The organism is uncultured Thiocystis sp. (assembly GCF_903866365.1).
GTDB lineage: Bacteria > Pseudomonadota > Gammaproteobacteria > Chromatiales > Chromatiaceae > Chromatium.
The window spans coordinates 1-25,467 of the sequence record NZ_CAIPNF010000116.1; the positions used below are offsets into that span (position 1 = coordinate 1).

Here is a 25,467-nt window from a genome sequence, read left to right on the forward strand (position 1 = left end):
CTCGAACAGCGTTCCGGCTTGCTCCAAGATCTCCCTCTTCCAGTGCCCGACTTGCACCGGATGCACACCGTGCTCCTGACCAATCTCGTTGACGGTCTTCACCCCACGAATGGCCTCCAACCCCACCTTGGCCTTGAACGCTGCGGCATACGTCTTGCGCTTTGCTTCACCCATTTCGATTACCCTTTCGTGCCGGCTTGACAACTTAAATGACTGTCCGGTTTTCGGGGTCCACTTTAGTCCAACAGTCGAGTGCGTGGCAAATGCCGGGGAGGATGAAGACCCCGCTTGTGATCCTCAACGGCTCCAGCAGTCGATCAAGGTTTTGCCACCGAAAAAATCCTACGTCAGATCGACGGAGGAACGAACGATAAAGGTATCAGATCAGGCCGTCTTGAAGGGAGGCGGTTTTCATCCGCTGGGGGTTGACGGTTCTATTTGGGGGCGATGTGGCGGGGCGGGAAGCATGGCCGCGACCTTGAGGACGCCGAAGGGATCGTGATCCTTGCTCCACAACATAGCACCGACATAGCACCAAAGAAAAACGGCCTAGACGTTTTGCGTCTAAGCCGTTGATTTTTTGGCTCCCTGGGACGGGCTCGAACCGCCGACCTAGTGATTAACAGTCACCCGCTCTACCGACTGAGCTACCAGGGAATGTTGCGAGCTGGGAATCCTAGCGATTTATCCGTCATGAGTCAAGATTCGACGACGTGGATCGTCACTTTATCTTCGGGCAATCAACATCAACCTTTGCTGATTGGATTTCCGATCAGGCTCACCCATGTTGTCAAGCATGCCAGAAAGAACTGGGTAGTTCCTTGGTGTTGAAGACAATTGCAGGTATCTGTCGACGCGACCGAAACGGCTAGAGATCTCATGACGCAAATCCGTATCAAGCATGATCCGCCGACGCCGCTGCCCGATGAGGTCTACCACGGGCGAAAGCAGCAGGCGAAACCCTTGACCCATCATGAGATCCTGTCGTTGATGGCGCCTTTCACCCAGCGCGGGCGGCACGTGGATCTGGCTGCGAGCGACCGTGGCCAGCGGCGCCTGGTCTTCCATCCGATCGAGCATCCGCCGACGGATGATCTGCCGATCGCGGTGCGTGAGGTTTTGTCATTGGAGATCCCTGATTCGGGAAATCCCTGGCTGGCGCGGACTGTTTCCGATGGTTCCGGTCTTCTGTCGGCCGTGGCGGCTGTGGGGCCCGACGCCGGCAGCCTGCTGGAGCAGATCGAGGCCGTCCCGATACAACGCCAGTTTCGGATTCATTCCGGTATTTGGGTGGCGCGCAGTTATCTCATTGAGTGGGTGGCTGGCGAGAAAGCAAGTTTGGGTGCCTTTACGCGACCCGTGATCGTCGAGGCCAGAGCCCGCGTTGCCGGCGTCAATCTGGAGTTGAAGGCCGACCGCTATATTCGTCATTCGGTCGAGATCAGGCTGACCGCCGACCCCGACGCCAAGTTGATGATCCCGGAGGATCTGCTGGCGGTGTTGGGCTGGAATTGGAGGCCATTGCGGGAGTTCGTCGACCATTGGCGTGGCAATATCCGCGTCCCGGCAAAGGAACCAAAGCGCACTGCCGATATCGAGGATAAGCTGGATCGCACCATCACTCACCTGGCGCGGACGCTGGACCAGTCGCCGAACCGATTTCATCCACGCCATCAGCGCGCACGTTGGCGTGTAACCTTTCAGCGCCTGATCCCATTGTCGATCGGACTGGCGCTGCTGGCACTGACGCCGGCGATCCAGTGGATCGAAATGGAAGAAGGGTCGATCCTGCGTTTGCTCATCTTCAATGCCCCGCTGATTATCCTGGTGGGGCTCTTCATGTTGCGTGAGATGCCGCGCATCGAGGTGCCGCCGATTCCGCGACCCTTGCCGAATGCTGGCTGGCTGGCGCGCACGGACACCCCGCGCGCCGGTCAAGATCATGGATCGCCGCCAGTCGAGGCCGCCGAACCCTGAGTCGTCCGCTGCACCGCGTCGCTGGGGATAGGTGCCATTTCGAGCAGCGAGACGTCTCCCTTGACATGATTTTAAGGTCATCAACCGAGCGCGCGTCGGCTCCGATACTGCATTCGGTTCGGACAGCGCCGGGTCGATGCGCCAGTAACGCATGCCGTGCCAAGACGCGGTGCACAGGAGCAATGTCGTGCAGGGTAATCCGATGAACATTCCGCCGGTCTCGATCGCGGCGGTCAAGCAGGCGCTGATCGAACAGTATCAGCATCCGATTCTGCGCCGGCGCGCCTCGATGCTGTGGGGCACCCGCGGGGTTGGCAAGTCTTCCATCGTCCGGCAGGTGGCCGAGCACTTCAAGGCGCCGCTCGTGGATCTGCGTCTGACGACCATCGAGCCGGTCGATATCCGCGGTGCCATCTATGCCGACGAGAACCGCCAGCAGACGGTCTGGTTTCCGCCCGAGTTTCTGCCCGGTCCGGAGCAGCCGCAGGGGATCCTCTTTCTGGATGAGCTGACGGCGGCCGATCAGCGGCTCCAGATCTCGGCCTATTCGCTGATCCTGGATCGGCGCGTCGGCAACTATCGGCTGCCGGACGGTTGGCAGGTGATCGCGGCGGGCAACGCGACCTTTCATGGCGCGGTCAGTCACGACATGGGCACGGCGCTGGCGGACCGGATGTTCCATTTCAATGTGCAGACGGTCATCGACGCCTTTCTGGAGTACGCGCTCGACCAGGATTTCGCACCCGAGGTCATGGCCTATCTGAAGGTGCGCCCGGACAAACTCGACGACACCCACAGTCAGCTTGCCAACGATTATCTGGTCGGCGCGAGCCCGCGCGGTTGGGAGGATATCTCCCACATCATTCAGTCGGACCTGTCGGAGGCCGGAAAACGCCTCTTTGTGCAGGGGCGCATCGGCGCGGCCAATGCCGCCGAGTTCTTCGGCGTGCTGCGCGAGATCCAGGCCGGAACCGACGTGATCGCATTGCTCGCCGCAGCGCCGGGTCCGGCAACCGTGGCGCTGCTGCCGAGCAGCCTGGATGGTCTCTACGGCCTGCTCTACGCGCTGCTGGCGGCGGCCACTGACCGCGAGCGTATGGCGCGGGCACTGGAGATCGTCGATCAACTGCCGGAGATCGACAGCCCCGCGCGTCTGCCGATCCGCGAGTCCCAGACGCTGGCCATGGAGTTGCTGTTTCAGAAGGCGCTGGAGCGCGGACTCGAAGGCGCGGTGCTCGCAAGCCCCGTTTATCGGCGCTATACCGAGCAACGGGCGGCGAATGGACGCTAGACCGCCTGGAACGACCGGCGCGGGCGGTCTCTATTGTCATCGCGGAACCCGCGCGATCCAGACGCTGGTGGAGTTCGCGCCCTCCAGCGGCGGGCTGGCGCTGTGGATGCGTCATCTGGACGTCGACCACGCCGAGGCGCCAGACATCGCGGCTAACGACGGCGCGACCGTCTTCTACGGTCCCGCCTTCGCGTCCCTGCCCGGCGCGATGCAGACGGGCCTGGTCGCCCATCAGGTGTTGCATGTGGCGCTGCGCCATCCGCAGCGGCTGCTGGAACTGCGGCGACTCGTCGGCGATGTCGATGACGAACTCTACAATGTCTGCGCTGACGCCATCGTCAATAGTTCCCTGAGCCATCTGAGCTGGCTTGATCTGCCGCCCGGATCGGTGCTGCTCGAAGACCTGTTGTTCGCGACGCTGAACATCCGCCAAAGTGTCGAAAAATCCTTGCTCGAATGGGATTTGGAGCGGCTGTATCGGGCGCTCGACGACCGTCGGCCACACGGCGCTTCCCGTGGGTCGAAGGCTGGCGCGGGGTCGGAGCGGGAGTCGCCGGCCACCAGCGCGGGCGCTGGCGACCAGGATGCGGAGCAGGGCCAGACGACCGCGTGCGAGGACGGCGAACGCGCGGCGCGGGCGCGAGCCCTCGGCGCGACGATCATCCGGGATCTGCTTCCCGCCGCCGAGAGCGAACGCCCGGAGGTCGAGGTCGAGCGGTCGCGCGAATGGCGCGAGCGCATCGTCCGCGCCCATGCCGGCGACGGCGTCCATTCGCTGCTGCGCGAACTGCTGGCCGATCTGCCGAAGACGCGGATTCCCTGGGAGCAGCTTCTGCGCACCCAGCTTGCCCATGGTCTATCGCTGAAACGGGAGTTGTCCTGGTCGCGGCCGTCGCGCTCCTACCTGGCCAATCGCGGACGCATGGGGCGGGGGCGTTCCGGCGGCGGCCTGCGCATGCCCTGGGAGCCTGGGTTTTCGGCGACTAGGGCGGTGGCCCGGCTGGTGGTGATGGTCGATGTCTCCGGCTCCATCGATCATCCGCTGCTGGAGCGGTTCGCCGGCGAGATCGATGCGATCGCGCGGCGTCTGGAGGCGCGGGTGATCGTCATCATCGGCGACGATCGGGTCACCGACACGCGGGTGTTCGAGCCGGGTCGCTCGAATCTGAAAGGTTTGCGGTTCGAGGGCGGCGGCGGGACCGACTTCACGCCACTGCTGCGGGAGGCGGAACGCTACAGCCCGGACATCGGGGTGTTCCTGACCGACCTGGACGGCCGCGCCGATTTCTGTCCGGGTTTCCCCTTGCTCTGGGCCGTGCCGCTGGCCTGTCAGTCGATGCGTCCCCCGTTCGGGCGTAAACTGGTGCTCGACTGATCCTCGCGAACCACACAGGTGACAAATCGATGAACGACTTGAACAAAGCGGAAGCGTTGGCCCAATCGGTTCTCGGCAAGGAACTCGATGCGACCGAATGTCAGGTGCTGGCGGCACGGATGGAGGCGTTGTCGCTCCAGCCAGGCGAGACGCTGGTGCGCGAGGGCGAAGATCGTCGCACCCTGTTCGTGCTGGCCGCGGGCCGCCTGTGCGTCTGCAAGTCCGTCGGCGGCGAAGAGGAAACCGTCTACCAGATGCGCCCCGGCGAATGCTCGGGCACCCGCGCCTTCATCGACGGTTCCACCCGCAAGGCGGCGCTGCGCGCCGAGGGCGAGAGCCGCGTCCTGACCCTGGAGCCGGAGGACTTCGATGCCCTGGTCGAGACCCATCCGCGGCTCGTCTACAAGGTGATGCGCGCCATCTTCCGGATTACCCACGGCAACCTGATGCGGATGAATCTGGAAAGCGCGGAGATGCGCAATTACATGCTCAGGACCGGTGGGCGTTATTGAGCGGATCGCAGGTAAGCGCCAATCCCGCGCGAGGCAACTTTATCGTTTCCGGAGGACAACATGCAGAGACGCGATTTCCTGAAATCCGCCAGTGTCGGCGCCGTGGCGGCGGGTCTGGCGCTGCCGGCCCGCGCCGAGACCGCATCGCCGGCGATCAAATGGCGCATGGCGTCGAGCTTTCCCAAAAGTCTGGACACCATCTACGGCGGCGCCGAGACGCTGGCCCGCCGGGTGGCCGAACTGACGGACGGACGTTTCGAGATTCGGGTGTTCGCGGGCGGCGAGTTGGTGCCGCCCTTCGGCGTCCTGGACGCCGTGCAGCAGAACACCATCGAGTGCGGTCACACCGCCTCCTATTACTATTACGGCAAGAACAAGGCGCTGGCGCTGGAAACCACCTGGCCGTTCGGGCTCAACACCCGCCAGATGACCGCCTGGGTCCATGAGGGTGGCGGCATGGAACTGCTGCGCTCTATGTTTGCGGAGTACGGCATCGTCCAGTTCCCCGGCGGCAGCACCGGCGCCCAGATGGGCGGCTGGTTCCGCAAGGAGGTCAAATCGCTCGCGGATCTCCAGGGGCTCAAGATCCGTATTCCTGGATTCGGCGCGGAGATTTTCTCGCGGATGGGCGCGGTGCCTCAGTCCCTGCCCGGCGGCGAGATCTATCCGGCCCTGGAGCGTGGAGCCATCGATGCCGCCGAGTGGACCGTCCCTTACGATGACGAAAAGCTTGGTTTCCAGAAGGTTGCCAAATATTACTATTATCCTGGCTGGTGGGAGCCCGGAACCCATCTGGTGTTTTATGTCAACAAGGCTCAGTGGGAGTCGCTGCCGGCAACCTATCGCGCCGCCTTCGAGGTCGCCTCCCGCGAGGCCCATCTGATGATGCTCGCCGCCTACGACGCCAAAAACCCTCCGGTCCTGCAACGCCTGATGCGCGACGGCGCCGAGCTGCGACGCTTCCCGGACGATGTGCTGCTCAAAGCCTACGAGATCGCGCAGCAGATCTACGCGGAAGAATCCGCCGTCAATCCTACCTTCAAGACACTCTACGAATCCATGCTCGCCTTCCAGCAGAGTTCCGATGCCTGGTGGAACGTGGCCGAATCCTCCATGGCGAATTTCATGCGGGCGGTGCAGCGGCGGAAATAGTCAGACGCGGATTCGCCGGCGGACGCCGCATTAGGGTGCGCTATCTCCCGGCGGCGTATTATCTCCCGGCGACATATCGAACAGCCCACCGAAGTCATCGTTGTCGAGCAGGCTGGAGCCGCCCTGATCCGGGAGCGTGACCTCCGTTGGGGTGAGGTTGGACGCGGGGCCATCCAGACCCCAGCTCACCAGTTGGGGAAAGGCGATGATGAGGATCACCATCAAGATCTGAATCCCGAGAAAAGGCACCGCGCCCCAGTAGATGTCGGCGGTGCGGATCTGGGGTGGGGCGACCGAGCGCAGATAGAAGAGCGCGAAACCGAAGGGCGGATGCATGAAGCTGGTCTGCATGTTGACCGCGAGCAGCACCCCGAACCACACCAGATCGATCCCGAAGGCCGCCGCCACCGGCGCCAGCAGCGGCAGGACGATGAAGGCGATCTCGAAGAAATCGAGAAAGAAGGCCAGCAGGAACACCAGCAGGTTGACGAAGATCAGAAACCCCAGCGCGCCGCCGGGGAGTCCGGTCAGCAGGTGTTCTACCCAAAGATCCCCATTCACGCCCCGGAAGGTGAGACTGAAGACGCTGGAGCCGATCAGGATAAAGACCACAAAGCTGGTGATCTTGGCCGTGGTCGTCATGGACTGGCGCAGCATGTCGAGCGTGAGTCGGCCTTTCGCGGCGGCCAGCAACATCGCGCCCACCGCGCCCATGGCGCCGCCCTCGGTCGGCGTGGCCCAGCCGATGAAGATGGTCCCCAGCACCAGAAAGATAAGCGCCAGCGGCGGGATCAGCGCGATGACCACCCGCCAGGCCAGCGCGCGGCCATGCAGGGTGCGGGCCTCGACCGGCAGTGGCGGGGCATAGTCGGGTCGCCACAGGGTGATGCCGAAGACATAGAGCAGATAAAACCCGGTGAGCAGCAGGCCCGGCAGCAGCGCGCCCTGGTACATCTCGCCGACCGAGCGCCCGAGCACATCGGCCATGACGATCAGCACCAGCGACGGCGGGATGATCTGCGCCAGGGTTCCGCTGGCGGCGATCACTCCGGTCGCCAACGGCTTGTGATAGCCGTAGCGCAGCATGATGGGCAGCGAAATCAGCCCCATGGCGATCACCGAGGCGGCGACCACGCCGGTGGTCGCGGCCAGCAGCGCGCCGACGAAGATCACCGCGTAGGCGAGCCCGCCGCGGATGCCGCCGAAGATCTGCCCGACCGTGTCGAGCAGATCCTCGGCCATGCCGCTGCGTTCCAGCACCAGCCCCATGAAGGTAAAGAAGGGGATGGCGAGCAGAATCTCGTTGCGCATGATGCCGAAGACGCGATCCGGCAGCGCCTGCAAGAGTGCCGGGGTGAGCATCCCAAGCTCGATCCCGATCAGGCCGAACAGCATGCCCACGGCGGCGAGCGAGAAGGCGACCGGATAGCCGATCAGCAGAAAGAGCACCAGCGCCGCGAACATGATGGGCGCCAGATTGGCGGCAAGCCAGGCTTCCATCTCAGCGTTCTCCCTTCAGGTCCGGGAGCGGGCGGTGTCCGGTCAGGGCGGCGATGCCCTTGATGACCTCGGACAGACCCTGCGCGCCGAGCAGGCCGAAACCGACCGGGATCGCCAGCTTCATCGGCCACCAGAGCAGCCCGCCGGGGTTCATGGACAACTCGTTCTGATGGAAGGAGATCAGGAAATAATCCCAGGCATCGACCACGATCAGCAGACAGACCGGCAGCAGAAACAGCAGTCCGCCGAGGATGTCGATCCCCACCCGCCAGCGCGGCGGCAGGCGACCATAGAGAATATCCACCCGCACATGACCCTGTTCCTGGAGCGTCCAGGGGGCGCACAGCAGAAACACCAGCCCGAACAGAAACCACTGCGCCTCGATCATGGCGTTCGAGCCCCAGTCCAGCAGATAACGCAGGGTCGCGGTCAGTGCGCTCAGCAGCACGGCGGCGAGGATCAGCCAGACGGTGGTGCGCCCAAGTCGGCGGTTGAAGGTATCGATGATGGCCGAGAGGCGCAGCAGCGTTTCCATTCGGAAGCCTCGCAAGGGGATCGTTAGACCGACCGTCCACCCCAAGGCAGCATCCGCTCCAGCGACCCGTCGCGGCGGACGTACTGATGCCACAGCGCGGCGGCCACATGGAGGCCGACCAGGCAGTAGAGGAAGATCTCCATGGGTTCGCCGTGGAAAATGTGCATGGCGTCGTTGAGCCAGGGCGATTCACCGATGATCGATGGGAGCGGGGTACCGAAGAACTCCGCTACGCGCCCCTTGGAAACGACCCGCAGGTAGCCAAAAATCGGGATCAGCAGCGTGGCGAGATTGAGCGCCAGATGGGCCAGCTTGGCGGCGACGAGCGTCCACCGGGGTGCATCGATCGGCGTCGGTTGCGGACTGATCCGCGCCCAGAGAATGCGTGCGATCGTCACCAGGAACAGCAGGATGCCAAGCGAGATGTGCAGTTTGATCGACGAGACGCGGAGGTCGGAGGGATCGGGCGCGCCTTGATGCAGGGTATTGGTGACGATGAGACCGATGATCAGTGCCGCTACCAGCCAGTGAAAAAGCTGGGACAGCAGGTTGTAACGTTGCAAGGTGGGATTCTGGTTCATGACACATGGATTCTCCGCAGTTTGAAAGAGCCTTTATGCTCGCACAGAACGCGGTGGAACAGGGAGACCGATGACGGCCTCCCCGCAAAATTATCGAGCGGTGGCTTGCTCGCCAGGGCGCCATGGCAGATAGTGGCGGCCTGACGTTGGCGAACGGATCCATCGAAACCATGCGCGCACTCATGCCCCCGCAACCGCCTGGAGCACCACCGGAAGAGACGAGACTCGCCGGCAATCCGCCCCGGTCACCGCGCGCCTCCCCAAAGAGCGCGAACGCCCGCCCCAAACCCGCCGGGTACAAGCATATCAAGCGGGCGGCGCGGGCGCGCTTGCCGAGATCCAAGCGCGCCCCGCCTGGCATGGCCGCCGGCATCGAATACCATGAGCTGATCCAGACCCCGCCCGACCATCCGGCACGGGTTTTCTGCACCGATTACAGCCCGGAGCGGATCCAGTCCCAGGAAATCACCGACACCGCCGCCTTCCTCGCCGTCCACCGTCCGTCGTGGTCGCAGGTGCGTTGGATTCATGTCGAGGGGTTGCGGGATCAGGGCGTCATCCGCGCCATCGCCGAAAAATACCAACTGCATCCCCTGGCCATCGAGGATGTGCTGCATGCCGGCCATCGTCCGAAGCTGGAAGATTTCCCCGCCATCGGCGAACTGCCCGGGCGCCTTTTCGTCATCGCGCGCAGCGTCCGCTTGACCGAGGACCATCAGATGCTTGCCGAGCAGATCGGTTGCTTCCTTGGTCGCGCCACGCTGTTGAGCTTCCAGCAGAACTCCAGCCCGGCCATCGAGCAGATTCAGCGTCGGCTCGACAATCCCCGCTCGCGCGTGCGCCAGCATGACGCCAGCTTCCTTCTCTACGCCCTGCTCGATGCCCTGGTCGACTGCTTCTTCCCCGTGCTCGATGCAAGCTCCGAGCGTCTGGAGGCGGCCGAGGAGGATGTGCTGACCCAGCCTCAGATGCAGAGTCTGCACGCCATGCATCTCATCAAGCGGGATCTGGTCATGATCCGCCGCGCCGCCTGGCCGATGCGCGAGTTGGTGTCCCAGCTTCAGCGCGAGCGTCACGAGTGTCTCTCCGAGATCGCCCAGACCTATTTCCGCGATGTCCAGGACCACTGCGTCCAGATTATCGACCTGATCGAGACCTACCGCGAGATCGCCAGCGCGGTGACCGAAACCTATGTCTCGGTGGTGTCCAACCGCACCAACGACATCATGAAAGTGCTGACCATCATCGGGACGATCTTCATCCCGCTGACCTTCCTGGCCGGCGTCTATGGTATGAACATGCCGATCCCCGAGAATGCCTGGCGGTTCAGCTACCCGGTCTTCTGGGCGGTGTGCCTGGCCATCGCCGGGTTCATGCTGTGGCGCTTCCGGCGCGGCGGCTGGCTTTAATGTCTGGGATTTCCGAGTGCGACCCGGCGAACCCAGGATCAGAATCAGTGACTGGAGATCGACCCCCACATGGCAACCCCTGCCGCATCCGCCCATTCGCGCAACCAGGGCGTGGATTTTCTCCGCGCCATCTGCATCCTCTATATTGTCGGCTACTGGCATCTGATTCCCTACACCAGCGCACTGCCGGGTTATGCCAATTGGTTCACCGAGGGGCTGAAATACGCCGCGCTGGCCACCTTCGTCTTCTGCTCCGGTTATCTGCTCGGGCGTCATGACATCACGCTCGATTGGCGCGGACTCTGGTCCTTCTACCGACGCCGTCTGCTGCGCATCTATCCGCTGTATCTGCTGGCCCTGATCCTCTTTGGCGCGTTCGGCATCGCCAGTCAGACGCAGGTCGTCGAGGGCGCCCTGCTGATCTCGATGTTCAGTCCGCCGGCCATGCCGACCCTCTGGTTCGTCACCATGATCATGGTGTTCTATCTGATCGCGCCCCTGTTGATCCGCTTCGCGCAGCGACCTGGGGTCACCGTCCTCATTGGCGGCGGGCTGCTGGTGGCGCTCATCGTCCAGCATCTGTGGGTCAGGCACCTCGACCTGCGCATCCTCCTGTATCTGCCGGTCTTCGTGCTGGGCATTCTCTATCGGCGCCAGGCGTCTCTCGGCACGCTGGCGAAACGGTACGACTGGGCCTTGCTCGGACTGCTGCTCCTGCTGCTTCCGCTGAGCGTAACCGGCAACGAATGGTCGCTCCGGGGCATCTTTCTCCTCATGCCCCTGATCCTGATCAGCGCACCGGCGCTCTTCGTCTTCGCCGACCGGATCGCCGGTCGGCTCCATGGTCCAACGATCGAATTCCTCGCCTATGCGAGCTTCGGCCTCTATCTCTTTCATCGGCTGATCTTCAAGGCGGCGATCGCGGTCTATTTCCCTGAACAGGGCGGGGAGCAGGTGCTGTATCTTCTGTTGGTCGCGCTGCCCATCAGCCTGTTACTCGGCTACGGCATGCAGCGCGGTTACGATGGGCTGGCGGCGCGCTGGATGCCTGATGCGAAGTAGGGGGCATCATCCGCTGGCCGCGACGGCCGCCCACCAGTTCTCAGTCTGAACGTCTCTTGTATGAGCAGTGGTCGCTCGCGATGTCCCTGAAGCCGTTCGTGGTGGCCCTGAAGCCGTTCGTGGTGAGGCTCTCGAACCATGAACGGCTTCACTGTTCACAGGATTCGTCGGGGTTTTCCCCTTCATTAGGCCAAACTGAGAATTGCTGACGACCGCCTGCCCGGCTTGAGACATCCCCGCCTGCGGCGTATCCTCGCCCTCCTTGCATCGTGACACGCGGCGGCTCCCATCCACGCTCCAGTGTTCGCACCCATCCTGACGGCATCCCCCGACTCTGGCCCCTTATGGCGTCTTCCATGACTCAGCCCGTCGCCGCTCCCCATTCCTGGCGCGAATCGCTTGTCTCGCTGCGTCATCCCCGCGTGATTTCCATGCTCTTTCTCGGTTTCTCGGCCGGAATTCCGCTGCTCCTGATCTTTTCCTCGCTCTCGCTGTGGCTGCGCGAGGCCGGCATCGAGCGCAACGCGGTGACCTTTTTCAGTTGGGCGGCGCTGGCGTTTTCGTTCAAGTTCGTCTGGGCGCCCCTGATCGACCGTCTGCCGGTGCCCTTTCTCACCCACTGGTTCGGCCGGCGCCGGGCCTGGCTGCTGGTTGCCCAGACCTCGATCGTCGCCGCCATCCTGTTCATGGCCCTGACCGATCCCGCGACCGGCGCCGACAGCCTGACGCGAATGGCGCTGGCCGCCGTGCTGCTCGGCTTTTCCGCAGCGACTCAGGATATCGTGATCGATGCCTACCGGATCGAGTCCGCTGCACCGCGACTCCAGGCGCTGATGTCGTCCACCTATATCGCCGGTTATCGCATCGGCATGGTGGTGGCGGGCGCCGGCGCGCTCTATCTGGCGGATCTCTTCGGGTCGGATGCCGGCGCCTATCATTACTCGGCCTGGCGGATGACCTATTTCGTCATGGCGAGCACCATGCTGGTCGGGCTGATCACGACCCTGACGATCCGCGAACCCGAGACCGACCGCTCCGCCGATCATCACTACGCCCCCACGGATTATCTGCGCCTGCTGGCGGTCTTCGCCGTCACGGCTGCGACCTTCGCGACGGTCTTTTTCCTGGGTGACGCGCCCTTTACCGGCTTGAAGACCGCCGCGGGCGGCGACGTCCTGGTCGGCTTTCTGCTGGAGATGCTGCATTTCGCGCTGGCGGTGAGCGCGGGCGTTCTGATCGGCTGGACGCTGGTGAGATTCGGCGCCATCAACCGGGTCATGGCGCGCGAGACCTGGGTCGAGCCCGCGCTGGATTTCTTCCGTCGCTATGGTCTGAAAACCGCGCTCCTGCTGCTGGCCCTGATCGGGCTGTATCGCATCTCCGACATCGTGCTCGGGGTCATTTCCAACGTCTTCTATCAGGATCTCGGCTTCACTAAGTCCCAGATCGCCACCGCAGTCAAAACCTTTGGTGTCTTCGTCAGCATCGCCGGCGGGCTGCTCGGCGGCTTGCTGGCGACCCGCTATGGCGTGATGCGTATCCTGATGCTCGGTGCCATTCTGTCGTCGGCGGCTCAACTCATCTTCATCGCGCTGGCCAATGCCGGCGCCAATCTGGTTCTGCTGTATGTCGCGGTAGGCGCGGACAATCTGGTCGCCGGGCTGGCGAGCGCCGCCTTCGTCGCCTTCCTGTCGAGCCTGACCAGCGTCTCCTTCACCGCCGTGCAATACGCCATTTTCAGCTCGCTCATGACCCTGCTGCCCAAATTGCTAGGCGGTTATTCGGGCACCATCGTCAACGGCATCGGTTATCCGGGGTTTTTTATCTTCACGAGCCTGATCGGCATCCCGGTCATCGGTCTGGTGTGGCTGGCGGGCAGGCGCCTGGCGATCGCCGATCAGACGCGGATGGCGAGCGGCGCGAAAGACTGATCGCGGTTGAGGCTGGCGCCAAGAAATTTACTCACCCACCATTGCGCTAGCCGATTGCGCGCAAACCGCGCAAGCGCCTATACTGATTAGGCCGCTCGTCGGCACCGAAGAAAAACGGGCTTCTCGTCTCGCCCCCAGGGATATTCCTTTCAGACGATGGGCTCGCATTCCATCAAGATGACCGCTCGGTCGGATTCGCGGTCTTCGCGGCTCCCCTCCTCCGGTGGTTTGAGTCGATAAAGGTTTATCGCGGAATGTGCTTTCCGCAACCCCTTGGGTCAAGACGCGCACTCAGGCCACGGGCCGTGCTGAACTCATTGGCGCGCATTCCTCCGGTCGGCTGCGTTCGACGTGAACGTCTGTCCTTAACGTCTCCATAATCATTCGAGAGTGTAACGACAATGATGAAAGCCATGAAAATTGCCGGTCTTGCTGCGGTCGTCGGTCTGGCCAGTGCCTCCTTTACCGCGAGCGCCTGGTGGGGCGGCCCCGGTGGCTACGGGAACGATGGCCGTGGTTACGGCAACGGCATGATGGATAACATGGGCGACATGTTCGGTGACGGCACCGGCGACTTCAACATGAACATGAGCGGTCGTGGTCAGGGTCAAGGCTACGGTCGCGGCTATGGCCGTGGCGATGGCTATGGCAGTGGTTATGGCGCGCCTTATGGTTACGGCGCTCCCTATGGCTACGGCGGCCCAGGCTATGGTGGCCCAGGCTACGGCGCTCCTGGCTATGGCGCACCCTATGGCTACGGCGCGCCCTACGGCGCCATGCCTCCGCAGATGCCAGTCCAGCCCCAGCCCCAGGCCGCGCCAGCTCAATAAGACCTTGTTCTTGAGCCGGCTCGTTTAGATGCTTGCGGATACCCCGGAAACGGGGTGTGCCGCTTGCCCGCGTCGAGCGCATCGCTTCTGTTCTGCAACCCGTCAAGATCGCAATCTCTCCGCCCTACCTCCGCTTTGCCTCTGATCGGACCGCATCCCTTACCCACGATTCGCGTCGATGATCCGAATCGACCTCCAGCCGATTCACGCCGGGCGTTGACGAACAGGACGGTTTGTCGCCTCTGTCGTTCCAGCACCGCATGAAAATCCGATCCCGCGCCTTGTTCGTGGCGTAGGTGCCCGTCCGCCTGCCGGATCCTGCGTGCATAGGGAGGCATTTATCGTGATAATTGACCGAGGATAAGAATGATCGATCAGAATCGAGTCCGCATCCTTGGACTTACAGGCGAAACAACGCGAGGCATTCCATGACCGACAAGCATCTGTACCTGTCCCTGATCCCGCAGGCACTCATCGCGTCCATGTTGAAACCGGAGGAATTCGGCAGCTATTACGCGGTGGGAACCAAGGTCCACGTGCAGGGCGAGGCGATCTTTTTCGAGGTCGACCCCAAGTTCCGCTCGGATGACTTTCCCTTCCATCTCATTGATGAGCGTTGCGCCCCGAAGCCGGATGGCTCGCCCAAGAATTCGGTCTATCTCTCGATCTACCGGGTGTTGTCGCGGGTTCCGGTCGCTGCGCTCGGCAACCTCTATCTCGTGACCAACGACGGCAAAACGCTTGAACTGCGGCGCGAGGAATACTCACCCAGTCCTCGCGAGCGCCTCCATCTCTATCAGGAGTTCTGCCCGATCACGCCGATGGTCGCCAGTCGCCTGGAACCGCATGAATTTTCCGATTTCATCACCAATCCGAAGAATCCTGTCCATGTTCCGCGAATTGTCTTCTCCGAGTTGAATCTTGGCGAGCTGGCGGAGAATCCGGAGCATGGATCGGTCGATGACATCCCCTACTCCAATATCGACCACCTGCGCGACGTTCTCCTCGAACTCGCGAACAACCACGGCAAGCCCAGCAAACTGGTGCTCAAGCAGGTCAAGGAAGGCGTGATCTATCGCATGGTGCAAGGCGGCTTCTATGTCGGCGACCAGAGCGACTTCGCCTATTATCGCTTCCCCGATCTGGCGGAGCTCGAAAATCAGTATCGCGGCTGGTGGCGTTCCGCGCAGGTCACGGGGCTCGAATAAAACTCGCCCGACGACTGCCGCCAGACACCAGACAGGCGCGCTGAATTCATCTTTTCCAACTTGCTTGCACAGGCTGTCATCCAATGAATGAGATTGTCTTTTGGATCGCGCCCATCGCCGCCATCGCGGCGTTGGTTTACGCGTGGGGTTTCTATCAGGAAATGATCCGTCAGGATCAGGGCACCGCGCTGATGCAGGAGATCGGCGGCCATGTCAGCCGCGGCGCCATGGCGTATCTGTGGCAGCAGTACAAGATCATGTCCCTGGTCTTTGTGGTGCTGGCTGCGGTGTTCGCCGTGCTGGCCTACCAGTTCCATGTCCAGAGCACCTGGCTGCCGGTCACCTTCCTCTGCGGCGGCTTTTTCTCGGCGCTGGCGGGCTATTTCGGGATGCAAACCGCGACCCAGGCGTCCACCCGCACCGCCGCCGCCGCCCGCACCTCGTTGCCGGACGCGCTGCGCATCGCCTTTCGCAGCGGCGCGGTCATGGGGCTGGTCGTGGTCGGTCTGGGACTCGGCAACATCGTGTTCTGGTTCATCCTGGCGAATCTCCTGATCCCGGCGGGCGATACCGGCGAGACCCATCGCATGGTGCTCATCACCACCACCACCCTGACCTTCGGCATGGGCGCCTCGCTCCAGGCCATGTTCGCCCGCGTGGGCGGCGGCATCTTCACCAAGGCGGCGGACGTGGGCGCGGATCTGGTGGGCAAGGTCGAGAGCGGCATCCCGGAGGACGATCCACGCAACCCGGCGGTCATCGCGGATAACGTCGGCGACAACGTCGGCGATGTCGCCGGCATGGGCGCCGACCTTTTCGAGTCCTACGTCGGCGCCATCCTGGCCGCGAGCGCGCTGGGCGCGGCGGCCTATATGAGCGATCCGTCGCTCCAGATGAAGGCGGTGGTCGCGCCCATCATGATCGCCGGGCTGGGCATCCTGCTGTCCATCCTCGGCGTCTATCTGGTCAAGACCGAGGAAGGCGCCAACCAGAAACAACTGCTCGACGCGCTCGGGCGCGGCATCAACAGCAGCGCGGCCATGATCGTGGTCGTCTCGCTGGCGTTTCTGTTCCTGCTCGGGATGCCGAACGTCTGGGGGATCTGGGGGGCGGTGATCGCGGGTCTGGTCTCGGGCGTCATCATCGGTCGCTCCACCGAGTATTACACCTCGCCCAGCTACTCGCCGACCCGCCAGATCGCCAATCAGGCCGAAGGCGGCGCGGCGACGCTGGTCATCGCCGGGATCGGCGTCGGCATGCTCTCGACCGCCATCCCGGTGCTGACGGTGGGTATCGGCACCCTGCTGGCCTTCCTGTTCGCCTCCGGCTTCGATGCCAGTCAGATGAACCAGGGTCTCTATGGCGTGGGTATCGCCGCCGTCGGCATGCTCTCCACCCTCGGGATCACGCTCGCTAGCGACGCTTACGGCCCCATCGCCGACAACGCCGGCGGCAACGCCGAGATGAGCGGTCTGGGGCCAGAGGTTCGCGCCCGTACCGACGCGCTCGATTCGCTCGGCAATACCACGGCCGCGACCGGCAAGGGGTTCGCCATCGGCTCCGCCGCGCTCACCGCGCTCGCGCTGCTGGCGTCCTATGTCGAAGTGGTCCGGATGGAACTCATCAAGGTCGGCACGACGGTGCTGACGCTCGGTCACGGATCAACCGTCCCGACCGATTCGGCGACCCTGACCGATTTCATGACCTATTACAGCGTGAATCTCCTGAACCCAACGGTTCTGGTGGGGGTCATGATCGGCGCCATGGTCGCTTTCGCCTTCAGCGGGATGACCGTGCAGGCGGTGGGACGCGCCGCGCTCTTGATGGTGGAAGAAGTACGTCGACAATTCCGGGAAGATCCGGGCATCCTCAAGGGCACCTCGCAACCGGACTATGAACGCTGCGTCGCGATCTCCACTCTCGGTGCCCAACGCGAAATGGTCGTGCCCGCGCTGATCGCGGTGATTGCCCCGGTCTTGACTGGCCTGCTCTTGGGCGTGGCGGGCGTGATCGGCCTGCTGGTCGGCGGACTCTCCAGCGGCTTCGTGCTGGCGGTGTTTCTCGCCAACTCCGGCGGGGCCTGGGATAACGCCAAGAAACACATCGAGGCAGGTCATCACGGCGGCAAGAACTCGCGCGCGCACCGTGCGGCGGTGATCGGCGATACCATCGGCGACCCCTTCAAGGACACCTCGGGGCCAAGCCTGAACATCCTCATCAAGTTGATGAGCATCGTCGCCATCATCATGGCGGGGGTGACGGTGACCTACAGTCTGCTGTAGCGCGCCGATTGGTTGCGAGTCGGGAAAGGGACGCACCTACCCCTTGGGCCACTGCCACTAAGTTAAGGATGTTCCGTTCGCCCTGAGCTTGTCGAAGGGCGGGTGGAAAATCCTAAGCCTCTGAGCGTTAAGCCGTTCGTGGTTCGAGAGCCTCACCACGAACGGCTTAACTTAATGGCCGTGACCCCTCGGGCGCCAAACGCCCGAGGGGTTTTCATGGCGGGGTTTGATGCGAGCGGTCATGTGACGCATCCCTGCGCCTCGCGGTTGCAATCGACTCAGTGGTGATGGTCTTCCAGCGAGCCTTCATGGGCCAGCGGCGTACCAAGCTCCTCGAATTTAAACAGATAGAAGGCGCGATGCCCATTGTGGTCCAGAACCCGCAGACTGTCGGATTCCCTGAACCCGTTGATCACCTTTCTGAAATGGCCGCCATAACGCTCTTCGGCAAGCGCCAAGGGAATCTCATAGGCCATGAACTTCGGGATGCCCTTGTTCGACAGGCGTTCCAGCAAGTCTGGATTTTCCAGCGAGTCATACGACGTCAGGATGACGATCGGTCCACTTCCGGTCATTAACATTGCACATTTCATAAAAATACAAATCCCCTAAGTTTGATGGCCCGCGCAAGCGGGAATGATGGTGGCGATCAACACGTCCAACCGGAACGCCCAACGCACTCATCGCCAAGGCGAACGCAGCGGGCGGACGTTTGCGAGCAGGATTTTATCACTGAAGAGCGCAGTTTCCAGATGCAATGACAACACCAGTGGATCATGACACCCTGTCACCTTTATTTTGTTGGATACGCCCCATGTTTCATCCGTCACAAACCATTCGCGCCATCCTTGTTTGGGCGCTGGGCGCATCGGTCTCGGCTGGTTTCGCGGCAACTGCCGCCGCCTCTTCTCCCGCGCCGAACATGCCCGATCAGATCGAGCCGGACCATGCCAGCGGACTGTTCACCGAGAGCTTTTTCCTGACGCTCGGATTCTCCTTCATGATCGGGCTGGCCATGGGCTTTGCCTTGAAGGTCGCCTTCAAGATTGCATTGCTCCTCATTGGTCTGATGCTGCTCGGGGTCTTCGGACTCCAGTATGCCGGACTCGTCGACATCAACTGGTCGGGAATCGAGGCCCATTATGATGGCTGGATGGCCTGGTTAAGCGCTTTCGCGGGCGTTTTTTTCGCGTTCGTCGGAGACAATCTGACCAGCGGGGCCTCCTTTCTGGCGGGACTGGCGCTGGGCCTGAAATATTAGCGCCGCTCGGCAAGCAGAATCGCGCGGCACGGCGCGGGCAATCCCTCGACGGTCCGATGCGGATCATTGGGATCGAGATGATCGGGCAGCGATTCGAAGCGCATCCAGTCGGTGGACCGCTGCTCCTCGCCCGTCGTGCGACTGACATCGATCACGCGAATCGCGTTGAAGCCGCAGCGACCGAGCCAGACCGAGAGTGCCGCGACGCTGGGAATAAACCAGACATTGCGCATGCTCGCATAGCGTCCCGGCGGCACCAGCGCCCGCTCGCCATCACCCTCCAGAACCAGCGTCTCCAGCACCAGTTCGCCACCGGGTCTGAGCAACCGGCACAGCTCGCCGAGATGATCCATGGGCGAGCGACGATGATAGAGCACACCCATCGAAAACACCGTATCGAAGCCGGTCAGCCCGCCCGGCAGATCCTCGATCCCGAGCGGCAGCACGGCCAGCGCGTCGCGCGCCAGGTAGCGATCGAGCGCCAGGAACTGTGCCACGAACAGCAGGGTCGGATCGATCCCGAGAACCAGCTCGGCGTTGGCGCCGAGCATGCGCCAGCCGTGATAGCCGTTGCCGCAGCCGACATCGAGCACCCGCCGACCGTCGAGCGGCGCGATGGCGCTGGCGAGCCGATCCCATTTCCAGTCCGAGCGCCATTCGGTCTCGATCCGCACGCCCTGGAGGCAATACGGTCCCTTGCGCCAGGGATGCAGACGCATCAGCGCGTCTCGTAACTGCCGTTCGGTCTCGGGGTCAAGCGGTTGGCTGGATCGAATGCCGACACAGGATTGATCCAGCATCACCTCTCCGTCCGGCAGCATGGGAAGATCCGACAGCGCCGCCTCCCAACGCGCCAGATCGCCATGCGCGCCAGGACCGAGTCGGATCCGCGCGGCATCGGCGAGCGCATCGCCCCAGGGCGCCAGGGGCGTTTGAGCCAGACGCGCAAAAAAGGGTTGGAAGTGAAATCGCGTCCGCGCCGACAATCCTTGGTCATGCCAACCTTGACGGATTGCACACAACGACGCATGCCGTACTGGACGCGATTTCATCAGGTCCATGCGACCCAGGCGACAAAATTCAGACTCTGATACCAGCGCGCGCATCCGGCAAAACCGGCGGCGGTCAGTCGCTGTTCGTGGGTCTCGACGCTGTCCGGCACCAGCACCTGTTCCAGCGCCGCGCGTTTACGGCTGATGGCCAGGTCGCTGTAGCCTTGGGCGCGCTTGAAATCCTCGTGCAGCGCGGTCAGCAAGTCGCCGCCATGATCGTTCGGCAGCAGAATCTTTTCGGCCAGGATCAGCGCGCCGCCCGGCACCAGGCCGGCACGGATGCGTCCGAGCAAATCCAGACGGCGCTCCGGCGCGATGAACTGAAGAGTCAGATTCAGGACCACGAGCGATGCCTGCCCGATCGGCACCGCCTCCACGTCCGCGTGGAGCGTCTCGACCCGCTCGCGGCCCGGCAGGTCGGCAAGACGCGCGCGCAGACCCGCGATCATCGCGGGTGCATTGTCGACGGCGACGATCCGCACCTCGGGGCCGGTCCGCGCCAGGATCTCGCAGGTGACCGCGCCCAGCGAACAGCCTAGGTCATAACAGCGGGTTCCCGGTCGCGCCGCCCGCCGCGCGATGAGTCCGGAGATGCCGATCAATTCGGCATAGCCGGGGACCGAGCGACGCACCATGTCCGGAAACACCCGCGCGACATCGGCATCGAACCGGAACGGGCTGGCCGGTGCGTCGGGGCGGTCGAACAGGTCATCGGGTGCGTTGATCGTCATGGCGTTGCATTGTACCTTGGAGAGCTTCTTTCTCCCGCAAAACCATCGTCACAAAACCACCCTCGACGGACGGCGAGCGGTTGTTAGAATGGGATCGATTGACTCGCCTACCACGCCCGACGACCACGGAATTACGACATGAGCACGAGCGCACTCCAGCCAGAAATCGATGACGATCTCCATGACGATGACACCCGGTTAGGGACGGAGGCCGAGACGATGCCCCCGATCCCCGACGATCTCGATCTCGACGACCCCAGTCTCTATCTCAATCGTGAGCTGACCTGGCTGGCGTTCAATCGCCGCGTGCTCCATGAGGCGGAGGATCCGCGCACGCCGCTGCTGGAGCGGGTCAAGTTTCTGGCGATCGTCAGCAACAACCTGGACGAATTTTTCATGAAGCGCATCGGCGGGCTCAAGCAGCAGATTGCCGCCGGGGTACACACGCCTAGCCTGGATGGCCGCACCCCGCTCCAGCAGCTTAAGGAGTGTCAGGCGGCAGCCCGCGGTTTCCAGACCCAGCAGCAGTGCATCTATGACGTTCTGATGAAGGAACTGGCCGGGCAGGACATCCGCATCACCCATCACGACAGGTTGCCGTCCGATGCGCGCGAACGGCTGCGCGAGCATTTCCGCGCCAATATCTTTCCCATGCTCACCCCGCTGGCGATGGACCCGGCGCACCCCTTCCCCTTCATCTCCAACCTGGCGCTGAATCTGCTGGTCACCTTGCGCTTCCCCGGCGGACTGGAGGTCTATATGGCCCGCGTCAAGGTGCCGGTGAGCAAGGACGTGTCCAAACGCCTGATCCCGGTCGACGGCAGCCACACCTACGTGACCCTCGAAGACCTCATGGTCAACAATCTGGACATGCTGTTTCCGGGGATGGAAATCGTCTCCTGCGGTCTGTTCCGGGTGACCCGCAACGCCATTGTCGAGCCCGACGCGGAGGCGGCCAACGATCTGCTGGAGATGATCGAAACCGAGCTGCGCGAGCGCCATTTCGCGCCCATCGTGCGCCTTGAGGTGCAGCCGGGCATGGAACCCACCCATCGCGGCATGCTGGCCGCCGAACTGGGCCTGAACGAGGACGAGGACGTGTTCGAGGTCGAGGGCATGATGGCCCTGCGCGATCTGTTCGAGCTGGCCGGGATCGACAAACCGGAGCTGCACGATAAGCCGCATCGTCCGGTAGACCATCCCCTGCTGGCCAACGACCGGCGTAATATCTTCCACATCATTCGCGAGAACGGGCCGATCCTGCTCCAGCATCCCTACCAGCCCTTCAGCACCACGGTGGAGCGCTTCCTGCGCACTGCCGCCGAGGATCCCAAGGTGCTGGCGATCAAGATGACCCTCTACCGCACCTCCGCCGGCGCCATCCTGGACTCGCTGATCGAGGCCGCGCGCAACGGCAAGCAGGTCGCGGTGCTGGTCGAACTCAAGGCGCGCTTCGACGAGGCCGCCAACATCGGCTGGGCACGCCGACTGGAGGCCGAGGGCATCCATGTCAATTATGGCGTCATGGGACTCAAGACCCATAGTAAACTCATTTTCATCGTGCGCCGCGACTATGCCCAACTGCGCCGTTACTATCATATCGGCACCGGCAACTATCACGCGGGCACCGCCAAGCTCTACACGGATCTGGGCATGCTCGGCTGCGACGAAGACATCGGACAAGATCTGACCGAACTCTTCAACTATCTCACCGGCTATTCGCCGCCGCCGAGCTACCGCAAGATCCTGGCCGCGCCCTACAACCTCAAGCGCGGCATCGTCGACAAGATCAACCGCGAGATCGAACAGCACAAACGCACCGGCGACGGCCTGATCCAGATGAAAATGAACGCGCTGGAGGATGCCGACATCACCCGTGCGCTCTACAAGGCCAGCCGCGCCGGGGTACAGGTCGATCTCATCATCCGCGACACTTGCCGTTTCCGTCCCGGACTGCCCGGCATTAGCGAGAAGGCGCGGGTCGTCAGCATCGTCGGACGCTTCCTGGAGCACGGACGGATCATCTATTTCCGCAACGAAGGCAATGAAGAGTATTACATCGGCTCCGCAGACATGATGAGCCGCAATCTGGATAGCCGGGTCGAGGTCCATGCCCCGGTGGAGAACCCGGAACTGCGCCAGGAACTGCGTCTGATTCTGGACGTGCAGTTTGCCGACACCCGTTCCGCCTGGGACATGGACGCGGATGGCAATTACACGCAACGCATCCCCGAGGACGACAGCACCAAGGGCGCCCAGGAGACCTTGATCGGTGTGGCCGAAAAACGACTCGCCGCCGCCGCCAAGCATAAGGAAAAGAAGGTTCGTTCCAAGCTATTGAGCCATTTTCAATGGCGGCTGAGAGACCGGAATCTGACGTAAGGAAGGGCGCCAAAACAACCCCCAGCATGACGCTTGGTGCCGGAGACTCGGAGCGGCCGCGCACCTGGTGGGCGCGCATTGCCAACGAAAGCCATCCCGGATGGTTCGGGAGCTGCCCGCGGGCGTCGAGCTTCGGGTCATTGGCGGTCACGCCCACAAATGACCCAATGAAAACGCGATGGCGTCGAACGGCGGCTGGCGGGCACTGTCGTCTTCTTTCAGGGTATCGAGCAGCAGCCAGTGTCGGGTGTCCTGGAGCGCATAGACTTCCAGCGTGCGTGCATTCGGGTCGACCAGCCACAGATGCGCCACGCCTTCCCGTGCATAAAGCGGCATCTTGACCGCCCGGTCGATCCTGGCGGTCGAGGGCGACAGGATCTCGCAGACCCAATCCGGCGCGAGCTCAAACCAGGCGGTTTCTGGGAGTGTCGGCAGCCGTTCGCGCCGCCAGCCGGCGAGGTCAGGCACCAGAATGTCCGTCCCGAGATGAAGTTCAGGCTCATCGATGATCCACCAGCCTCCAGGGCCACCGATACCGCCATGGAAGGGGCCACCCAGCAGATAGCCAAGCGACGAATAGGCAAGCGCATGCCGGGGCGCGGGGCGCGGATGGGTGTGCAGCTCGCCCAGCAGGATCTCGCCGACCAGATGCTCGGGCAGAACGAGGATGTCGTCGTAGCAGGCGTCGCGATGTGCCAGTTGAGACAAGGAATGGACCTCATGACAGGGAATCGGGCGAGCACGCAGATCGCTGGAGCGGTCGGACGGTCAGCTAAAGGTTAGCAGAATCCCCGCACTGGCAAGCCGTTCGGCCTCCTGCTCCAACTCCAATTGCGTGAGCGGGTGGCGGGCGAGCCAGTCGTCCGGAAAGCTCAGCGCGAGTCGTTCGCCGTCCGCCAGCAAGGTCGGGCTGGGTTTGTTGGCCGCGGAGCGCCCGCGATGCAGAAGCGCCGCGAGACGCAGAATCACGCACAGACGACTGCTGCACGCTTGCTCCGTCCTGGGCAGCGCCGCGAATTCCTGCACCGGAAATTTGCGCCGGTGCCCCAACACCAGCGCCGCGAGCACCATCTGTTCCTGTCGGGAGAAACCCGCGAGATCCGCGTTGCGCAGCAGATAGGCGCCATGCTTCTGATATTGACTGTGGGCCACCATGAGGCCGATCTCATGCAGCCGGGCCGCCCAGGAGAGCATGAGCGGATGATCGGGGTCGTTCAGCGCCCAGGGGGTCGCGAGCTGGCGGTACACCGCGAGGGCGGTTGCCTGGACACGCCGGCCATGGACCGGATCAATCTGAAATTGCCGACAGAGCGTCGCGACGGTGCGCTCGCGCACATCCTCATGCTGCTGATGACGTCCCATCATTTCATAAATCACGCCCTCTCGCAGGGCGTAGTCGGAAACCTGCATGTGTTCGATCCCGAGCGCATCGAAGACCGCTCGCAAGACGGCCACGCCGCCCGCGAAGACCGGCTTGCGCTCTTCAGTCAGTCCCTTCAGGTTGACGCTGGATGTCTTCTCGGCCTCGACCAGCGCGCGGCTCAAGCGGGCCAGGGAGTCGGCGGAAATGCCGTCATCGCACCAGCCCTCGGCATTGACCACGGCCGCGATCGAGCGGATGGTTCCCGAACTGCCGACGGCTTTCCGCCAGCCGGCCCGACGGAACAGCTCCCTGACGGGCCGGACTTCCAGTGCGCCCGCCAGTTCCGCTTTCTGCATGGCCCTGGCCGTGATGCGTCCATCCGCGAAATACTTGCGCGAGAGGCTGACGCAGCCCATGTGCAAGCTTTCGCGCAAGCGCGGCGAGAAACCCTGGCCGACGATGATCTCGGTACTGCCGCCGCCGATATCGACCACCAGCCGACGCTCGGCGCCAGCCGCCAGTCCGTGCGCGACCCCCAGATAGATCAGGCGTGCCTCTTCACGGCCGGCGATGACATCGATGGGGTGACCGAGCGCGGCCTCGGCGCGTTCGACGAAACCCGTATCGGGCCGCAACTGTCTCAGCGTATTGGTTCCGACCGCGCGCACGCTCCCGGCGGGGAAGGCCCGCAGCCGTTGGCCGAAGCGCTCCAGGCAGGCCAGTGCGCGCTCGGCGACCTCGGGGGTCAGCGATTTATCGTCGTCCAGCCCTTCGCCGAGACGCACCATCTCCCGGAGCCGGTCGGTGATCCGCATATGGCCGTCGTCGAGTTGAGCGACAATCATGTGAAAGCTGTTGGAACCGAGATCGACCGCCGCGACGATCTCGCGCGGGGGGTTGTCGGTTGCCTGGTTGACTTCTTCAGGCATGAGCGGGGGATCCAGCGCCGGGAATTGGTGCGCATGGTAACAGAATCTTGCAAGGGACAAGGGAGAAGGGACGGTTTCACGGATTTCCGCAGTCGTGTCTTGCT

Annotated in this window: 22 protein-coding genes and 1 tRNA gene; 13 read left to right on the top strand and 10 right to left on the bottom strand. The window is 63.0% G+C overall.

The features are described from left to right. Nucleotides 1–174 (bottom strand): transposase (locus tag QZY07_RS07055; RefSeq protein ID WP_295401127.1); only part of this gene is annotated, 174 nt, incomplete at its 3' end. Nucleotides 175–581: 407 nt separating this feature from the next. After that, nucleotides 582–657: transfer RNA gene (locus QZY07_RS07060), tRNA-Asn, on the bottom strand. A gap of 222 nt (nucleotides 658–879) precedes the next feature. Between QZY07_RS07060 and QZY07_RS07065 the strand changes: the two genes are divergently transcribed. From QZY07_RS07065 to dctP, 5 genes are all read left to right on the top strand, one after another. Further along, nucleotides 880–1,977 carry a hypothetical protein gene (locus QZY07_RS07065; RefSeq protein WP_295401066.1) on the top strand — a complete coding sequence of 366 codons (1,098 nt, stop codon included), beginning with the start codon at nucleotides 880–882 and terminating at the stop codon, nucleotides 1,975–1,977. A 187-nt stretch (nucleotides 1,978–2,164) separates the two neighbouring features. Next, on the top strand, nucleotides 2,165–3,268 hold the full coding sequence (locus tag QZY07_RS07070) for a MoxR family ATPase (protein WP_295401068.1): 1,104 nt from the start codon (nucleotides 2,165–2,167) through the stop codon (nucleotides 3,266–3,268). Beyond that, nucleotides 3,258–4,643 carry a VWA-like domain-containing protein gene (locus tag QZY07_RS07075; protein ID WP_295401070.1) on the top strand — a complete coding sequence of 462 codons (1,386 nt, stop codon included), beginning with the start codon at nucleotides 3,258–3,260 and terminating at the stop codon, nucleotides 4,641–4,643. Before QZY07_RS07070 ends, QZY07_RS07075 begins: the two co-directional genes overlap by 11 nt. Nucleotides 4,644–4,672: 29 nt before the next feature. After that, nucleotides 4,673–5,155, top strand: a complete 483-nt coding sequence (locus QZY07_RS07080; RefSeq protein WP_295401073.1) for a cyclic nucleotide-binding domain-containing protein — start codon at nucleotides 4,673–4,675, stop codon at nucleotides 5,153–5,155. A gap of 60 nt (nucleotides 5,156–5,215) precedes the next feature. Continuing rightward, complete coding sequence (gene dctP, locus QZY07_RS07085; protein WP_295401076.1) at nucleotides 5,216–6,307, top strand: TRAP transporter substrate-binding protein DctP; 1,092 nt, start codon at nucleotides 5,216–5,218, stop codon at nucleotides 6,305–6,307. Nucleotides 6,308–6,337: 30 nt separating this feature from the next. Here dctP and QZY07_RS07090 read toward each other — a convergent pair whose 3' ends face one another. The 3 genes from QZY07_RS07090 to QZY07_RS07100 are packed head-to-tail and all read right to left on the bottom strand — an operon-like array spanning nucleotide 6,338 to nucleotide 8,923. Further along, nucleotides 6,338–7,807, bottom strand: a complete 1,470-nt coding sequence (locus QZY07_RS07090) for a TRAP transporter large permease subunit (protein ID WP_295401078.1) — start codon at nucleotides 7,805–7,807, stop codon at nucleotides 6,338–6,340. Nucleotide 7,808: 1 nt separating this feature from the next. Further along, nucleotides 7,809–8,342, bottom strand: a complete 534-nt coding sequence (locus tag QZY07_RS07095) for a TRAP transporter small permease subunit (protein ID WP_295401079.1) — start codon at nucleotides 8,340–8,342, stop codon at nucleotides 7,809–7,811. Between the two features lie 23 nt (nucleotides 8,343–8,365). Then, on the bottom strand, nucleotides 8,366–8,923 hold the full coding sequence (locus tag QZY07_RS07100) for a cytochrome b (RefSeq protein ID WP_295401080.1): 558 nt from the start codon (nucleotides 8,921–8,923) through the stop codon (nucleotides 8,366–8,368). 170 nt (nucleotides 8,924–9,093) lie between these two features. On the opposite strand from QZY07_RS07100, the gene corA reads away from it, so the two are divergent. The 6 genes from corA to QZY07_RS07130 all read left to right on the top strand — a co-directional run bounded on the left by corA (nucleotide 9,094) and on the right by QZY07_RS07130 (nucleotide 17,645). Next, on the top strand, nucleotides 9,094–10,332 hold the full coding sequence (corA, locus tag QZY07_RS07105; RefSeq protein ID WP_295401082.1) for a magnesium/cobalt transporter CorA: 1,239 nt from the start codon (nucleotides 9,094–9,096) through the stop codon (nucleotides 10,330–10,332). 69 nt (nucleotides 10,333–10,401) lie between these two features. After that, the gene (locus QZY07_RS07110) at nucleotides 10,402–11,394 is read left to right on the top strand and encodes an acyltransferase (protein WP_295401084.1); all 993 of its coding nucleotides are present in this window, start codon (nucleotides 10,402–10,404) and stop codon (nucleotides 11,392–11,394) included. 356 nt (nucleotides 11,395–11,750) lie between these two features. Continuing rightward, nucleotides 11,751–13,325, top strand: a complete 1,575-nt coding sequence (locus tag QZY07_RS07115; protein ID WP_295401086.1) for an MFS transporter — start codon at nucleotides 11,751–11,753, stop codon at nucleotides 13,323–13,325. Between the two features lie 401 nt (nucleotides 13,326–13,726). Next, nucleotides 13,727–14,155 (top strand): sulfur globule family protein, encoded by a 429-nt coding sequence (locus tag QZY07_RS07120; protein ID WP_295401088.1) that lies wholly within the window; start codon nucleotides 13,727–13,729, stop codon nucleotides 14,153–14,155. A 428-nt stretch (nucleotides 14,156–14,583) separates the two neighbouring features. Beyond that, a complete protein-coding gene (locus tag QZY07_RS07125) occupies nucleotides 14,584–15,363 on the top strand; it encodes a hypothetical protein (protein WP_295401090.1) in 780 nt (259 codons plus the stop codon). Between the two features lie 83 nt (nucleotides 15,364–15,446). Then, nucleotides 15,447–17,645, top strand: a complete 2,199-nt coding sequence (locus QZY07_RS07130) for a sodium-translocating pyrophosphatase (protein ID WP_295401093.1) — start codon at nucleotides 15,447–15,449, stop codon at nucleotides 17,643–17,645. Nucleotides 17,646–17,923: 278 nt separating this feature from the next. Here QZY07_RS07130 and QZY07_RS07135 read toward each other — a convergent pair whose 3' ends face one another. Continuing rightward, entirely contained in the window at nucleotides 17,924–18,226 is a 303-nt protein-coding gene (locus tag QZY07_RS07135) for a hypothetical protein (protein ID WP_295401095.1), read from the bottom strand. A gap of 233 nt (nucleotides 18,227–18,459) precedes the next feature. Between QZY07_RS07135 and QZY07_RS07140 the strand changes: the two genes are divergently transcribed. Then, nucleotides 18,460–18,906, top strand: a complete 447-nt coding sequence (locus QZY07_RS07140; protein ID WP_295401098.1) for an FUN14 domain-containing protein — start codon at nucleotides 18,460–18,462, stop codon at nucleotides 18,904–18,906. Here QZY07_RS07140 and cmoB read toward each other — a convergent pair. Both cmoB and cmoA read right to left on the bottom strand, forming a co-directional pair. Then, entirely contained in the window at nucleotides 18,903–19,892 is a 990-nt protein-coding gene (cmoB, locus tag QZY07_RS07145; protein ID WP_295401101.1) for a tRNA 5-methoxyuridine(34)/uridine 5-oxyacetic acid(34) synthase CmoB, read from the bottom strand. The genes QZY07_RS07140 and cmoB overlap by 4 nt on opposite strands. A gap of 65 nt (nucleotides 19,893–19,957) precedes the next feature. Continuing rightward, on the bottom strand, nucleotides 19,958–20,689 hold the full coding sequence (gene cmoA / locus QZY07_RS07150) for a carboxy-S-adenosyl-L-methionine synthase CmoA (RefSeq protein WP_295401103.1): 732 nt from the start codon (nucleotides 20,687–20,689) through the stop codon (nucleotides 19,958–19,960). Between the two features lie 138 nt (nucleotides 20,690–20,827). On the opposite strand from cmoA, the gene ppk1 reads away from it, so the two are divergent. Continuing rightward, a complete protein-coding gene (gene ppk1 / locus QZY07_RS07155; RefSeq protein ID WP_295401106.1) occupies nucleotides 20,828–23,071 on the top strand; it encodes a polyphosphate kinase 1 in 2,244 nt (747 codons plus the stop codon). A 147-nt stretch (nucleotides 23,072–23,218) separates the two neighbouring features. On the opposite strand, the gene QZY07_RS07160 is transcribed toward ppk1, so the two are convergent. Both QZY07_RS07160 and ppx read right to left on the bottom strand, forming a co-directional pair. Beyond that, nucleotides 23,219–23,779 (bottom strand): Uma2 family endonuclease, encoded by a 561-nt coding sequence (locus tag QZY07_RS07160; protein WP_295401108.1) that lies wholly within the window; start codon nucleotides 23,777–23,779, stop codon nucleotides 23,219–23,221. A gap of 60 nt (nucleotides 23,780–23,839) precedes the next feature. Continuing rightward, nucleotides 23,840–25,363, bottom strand: a complete 1,524-nt coding sequence (gene ppx, locus QZY07_RS07165) for an exopolyphosphatase (RefSeq protein WP_295401110.1) — start codon at nucleotides 25,361–25,363, stop codon at nucleotides 23,840–23,842. Nucleotides 25,364–25,467: the final 104 nt, after the last annotated feature.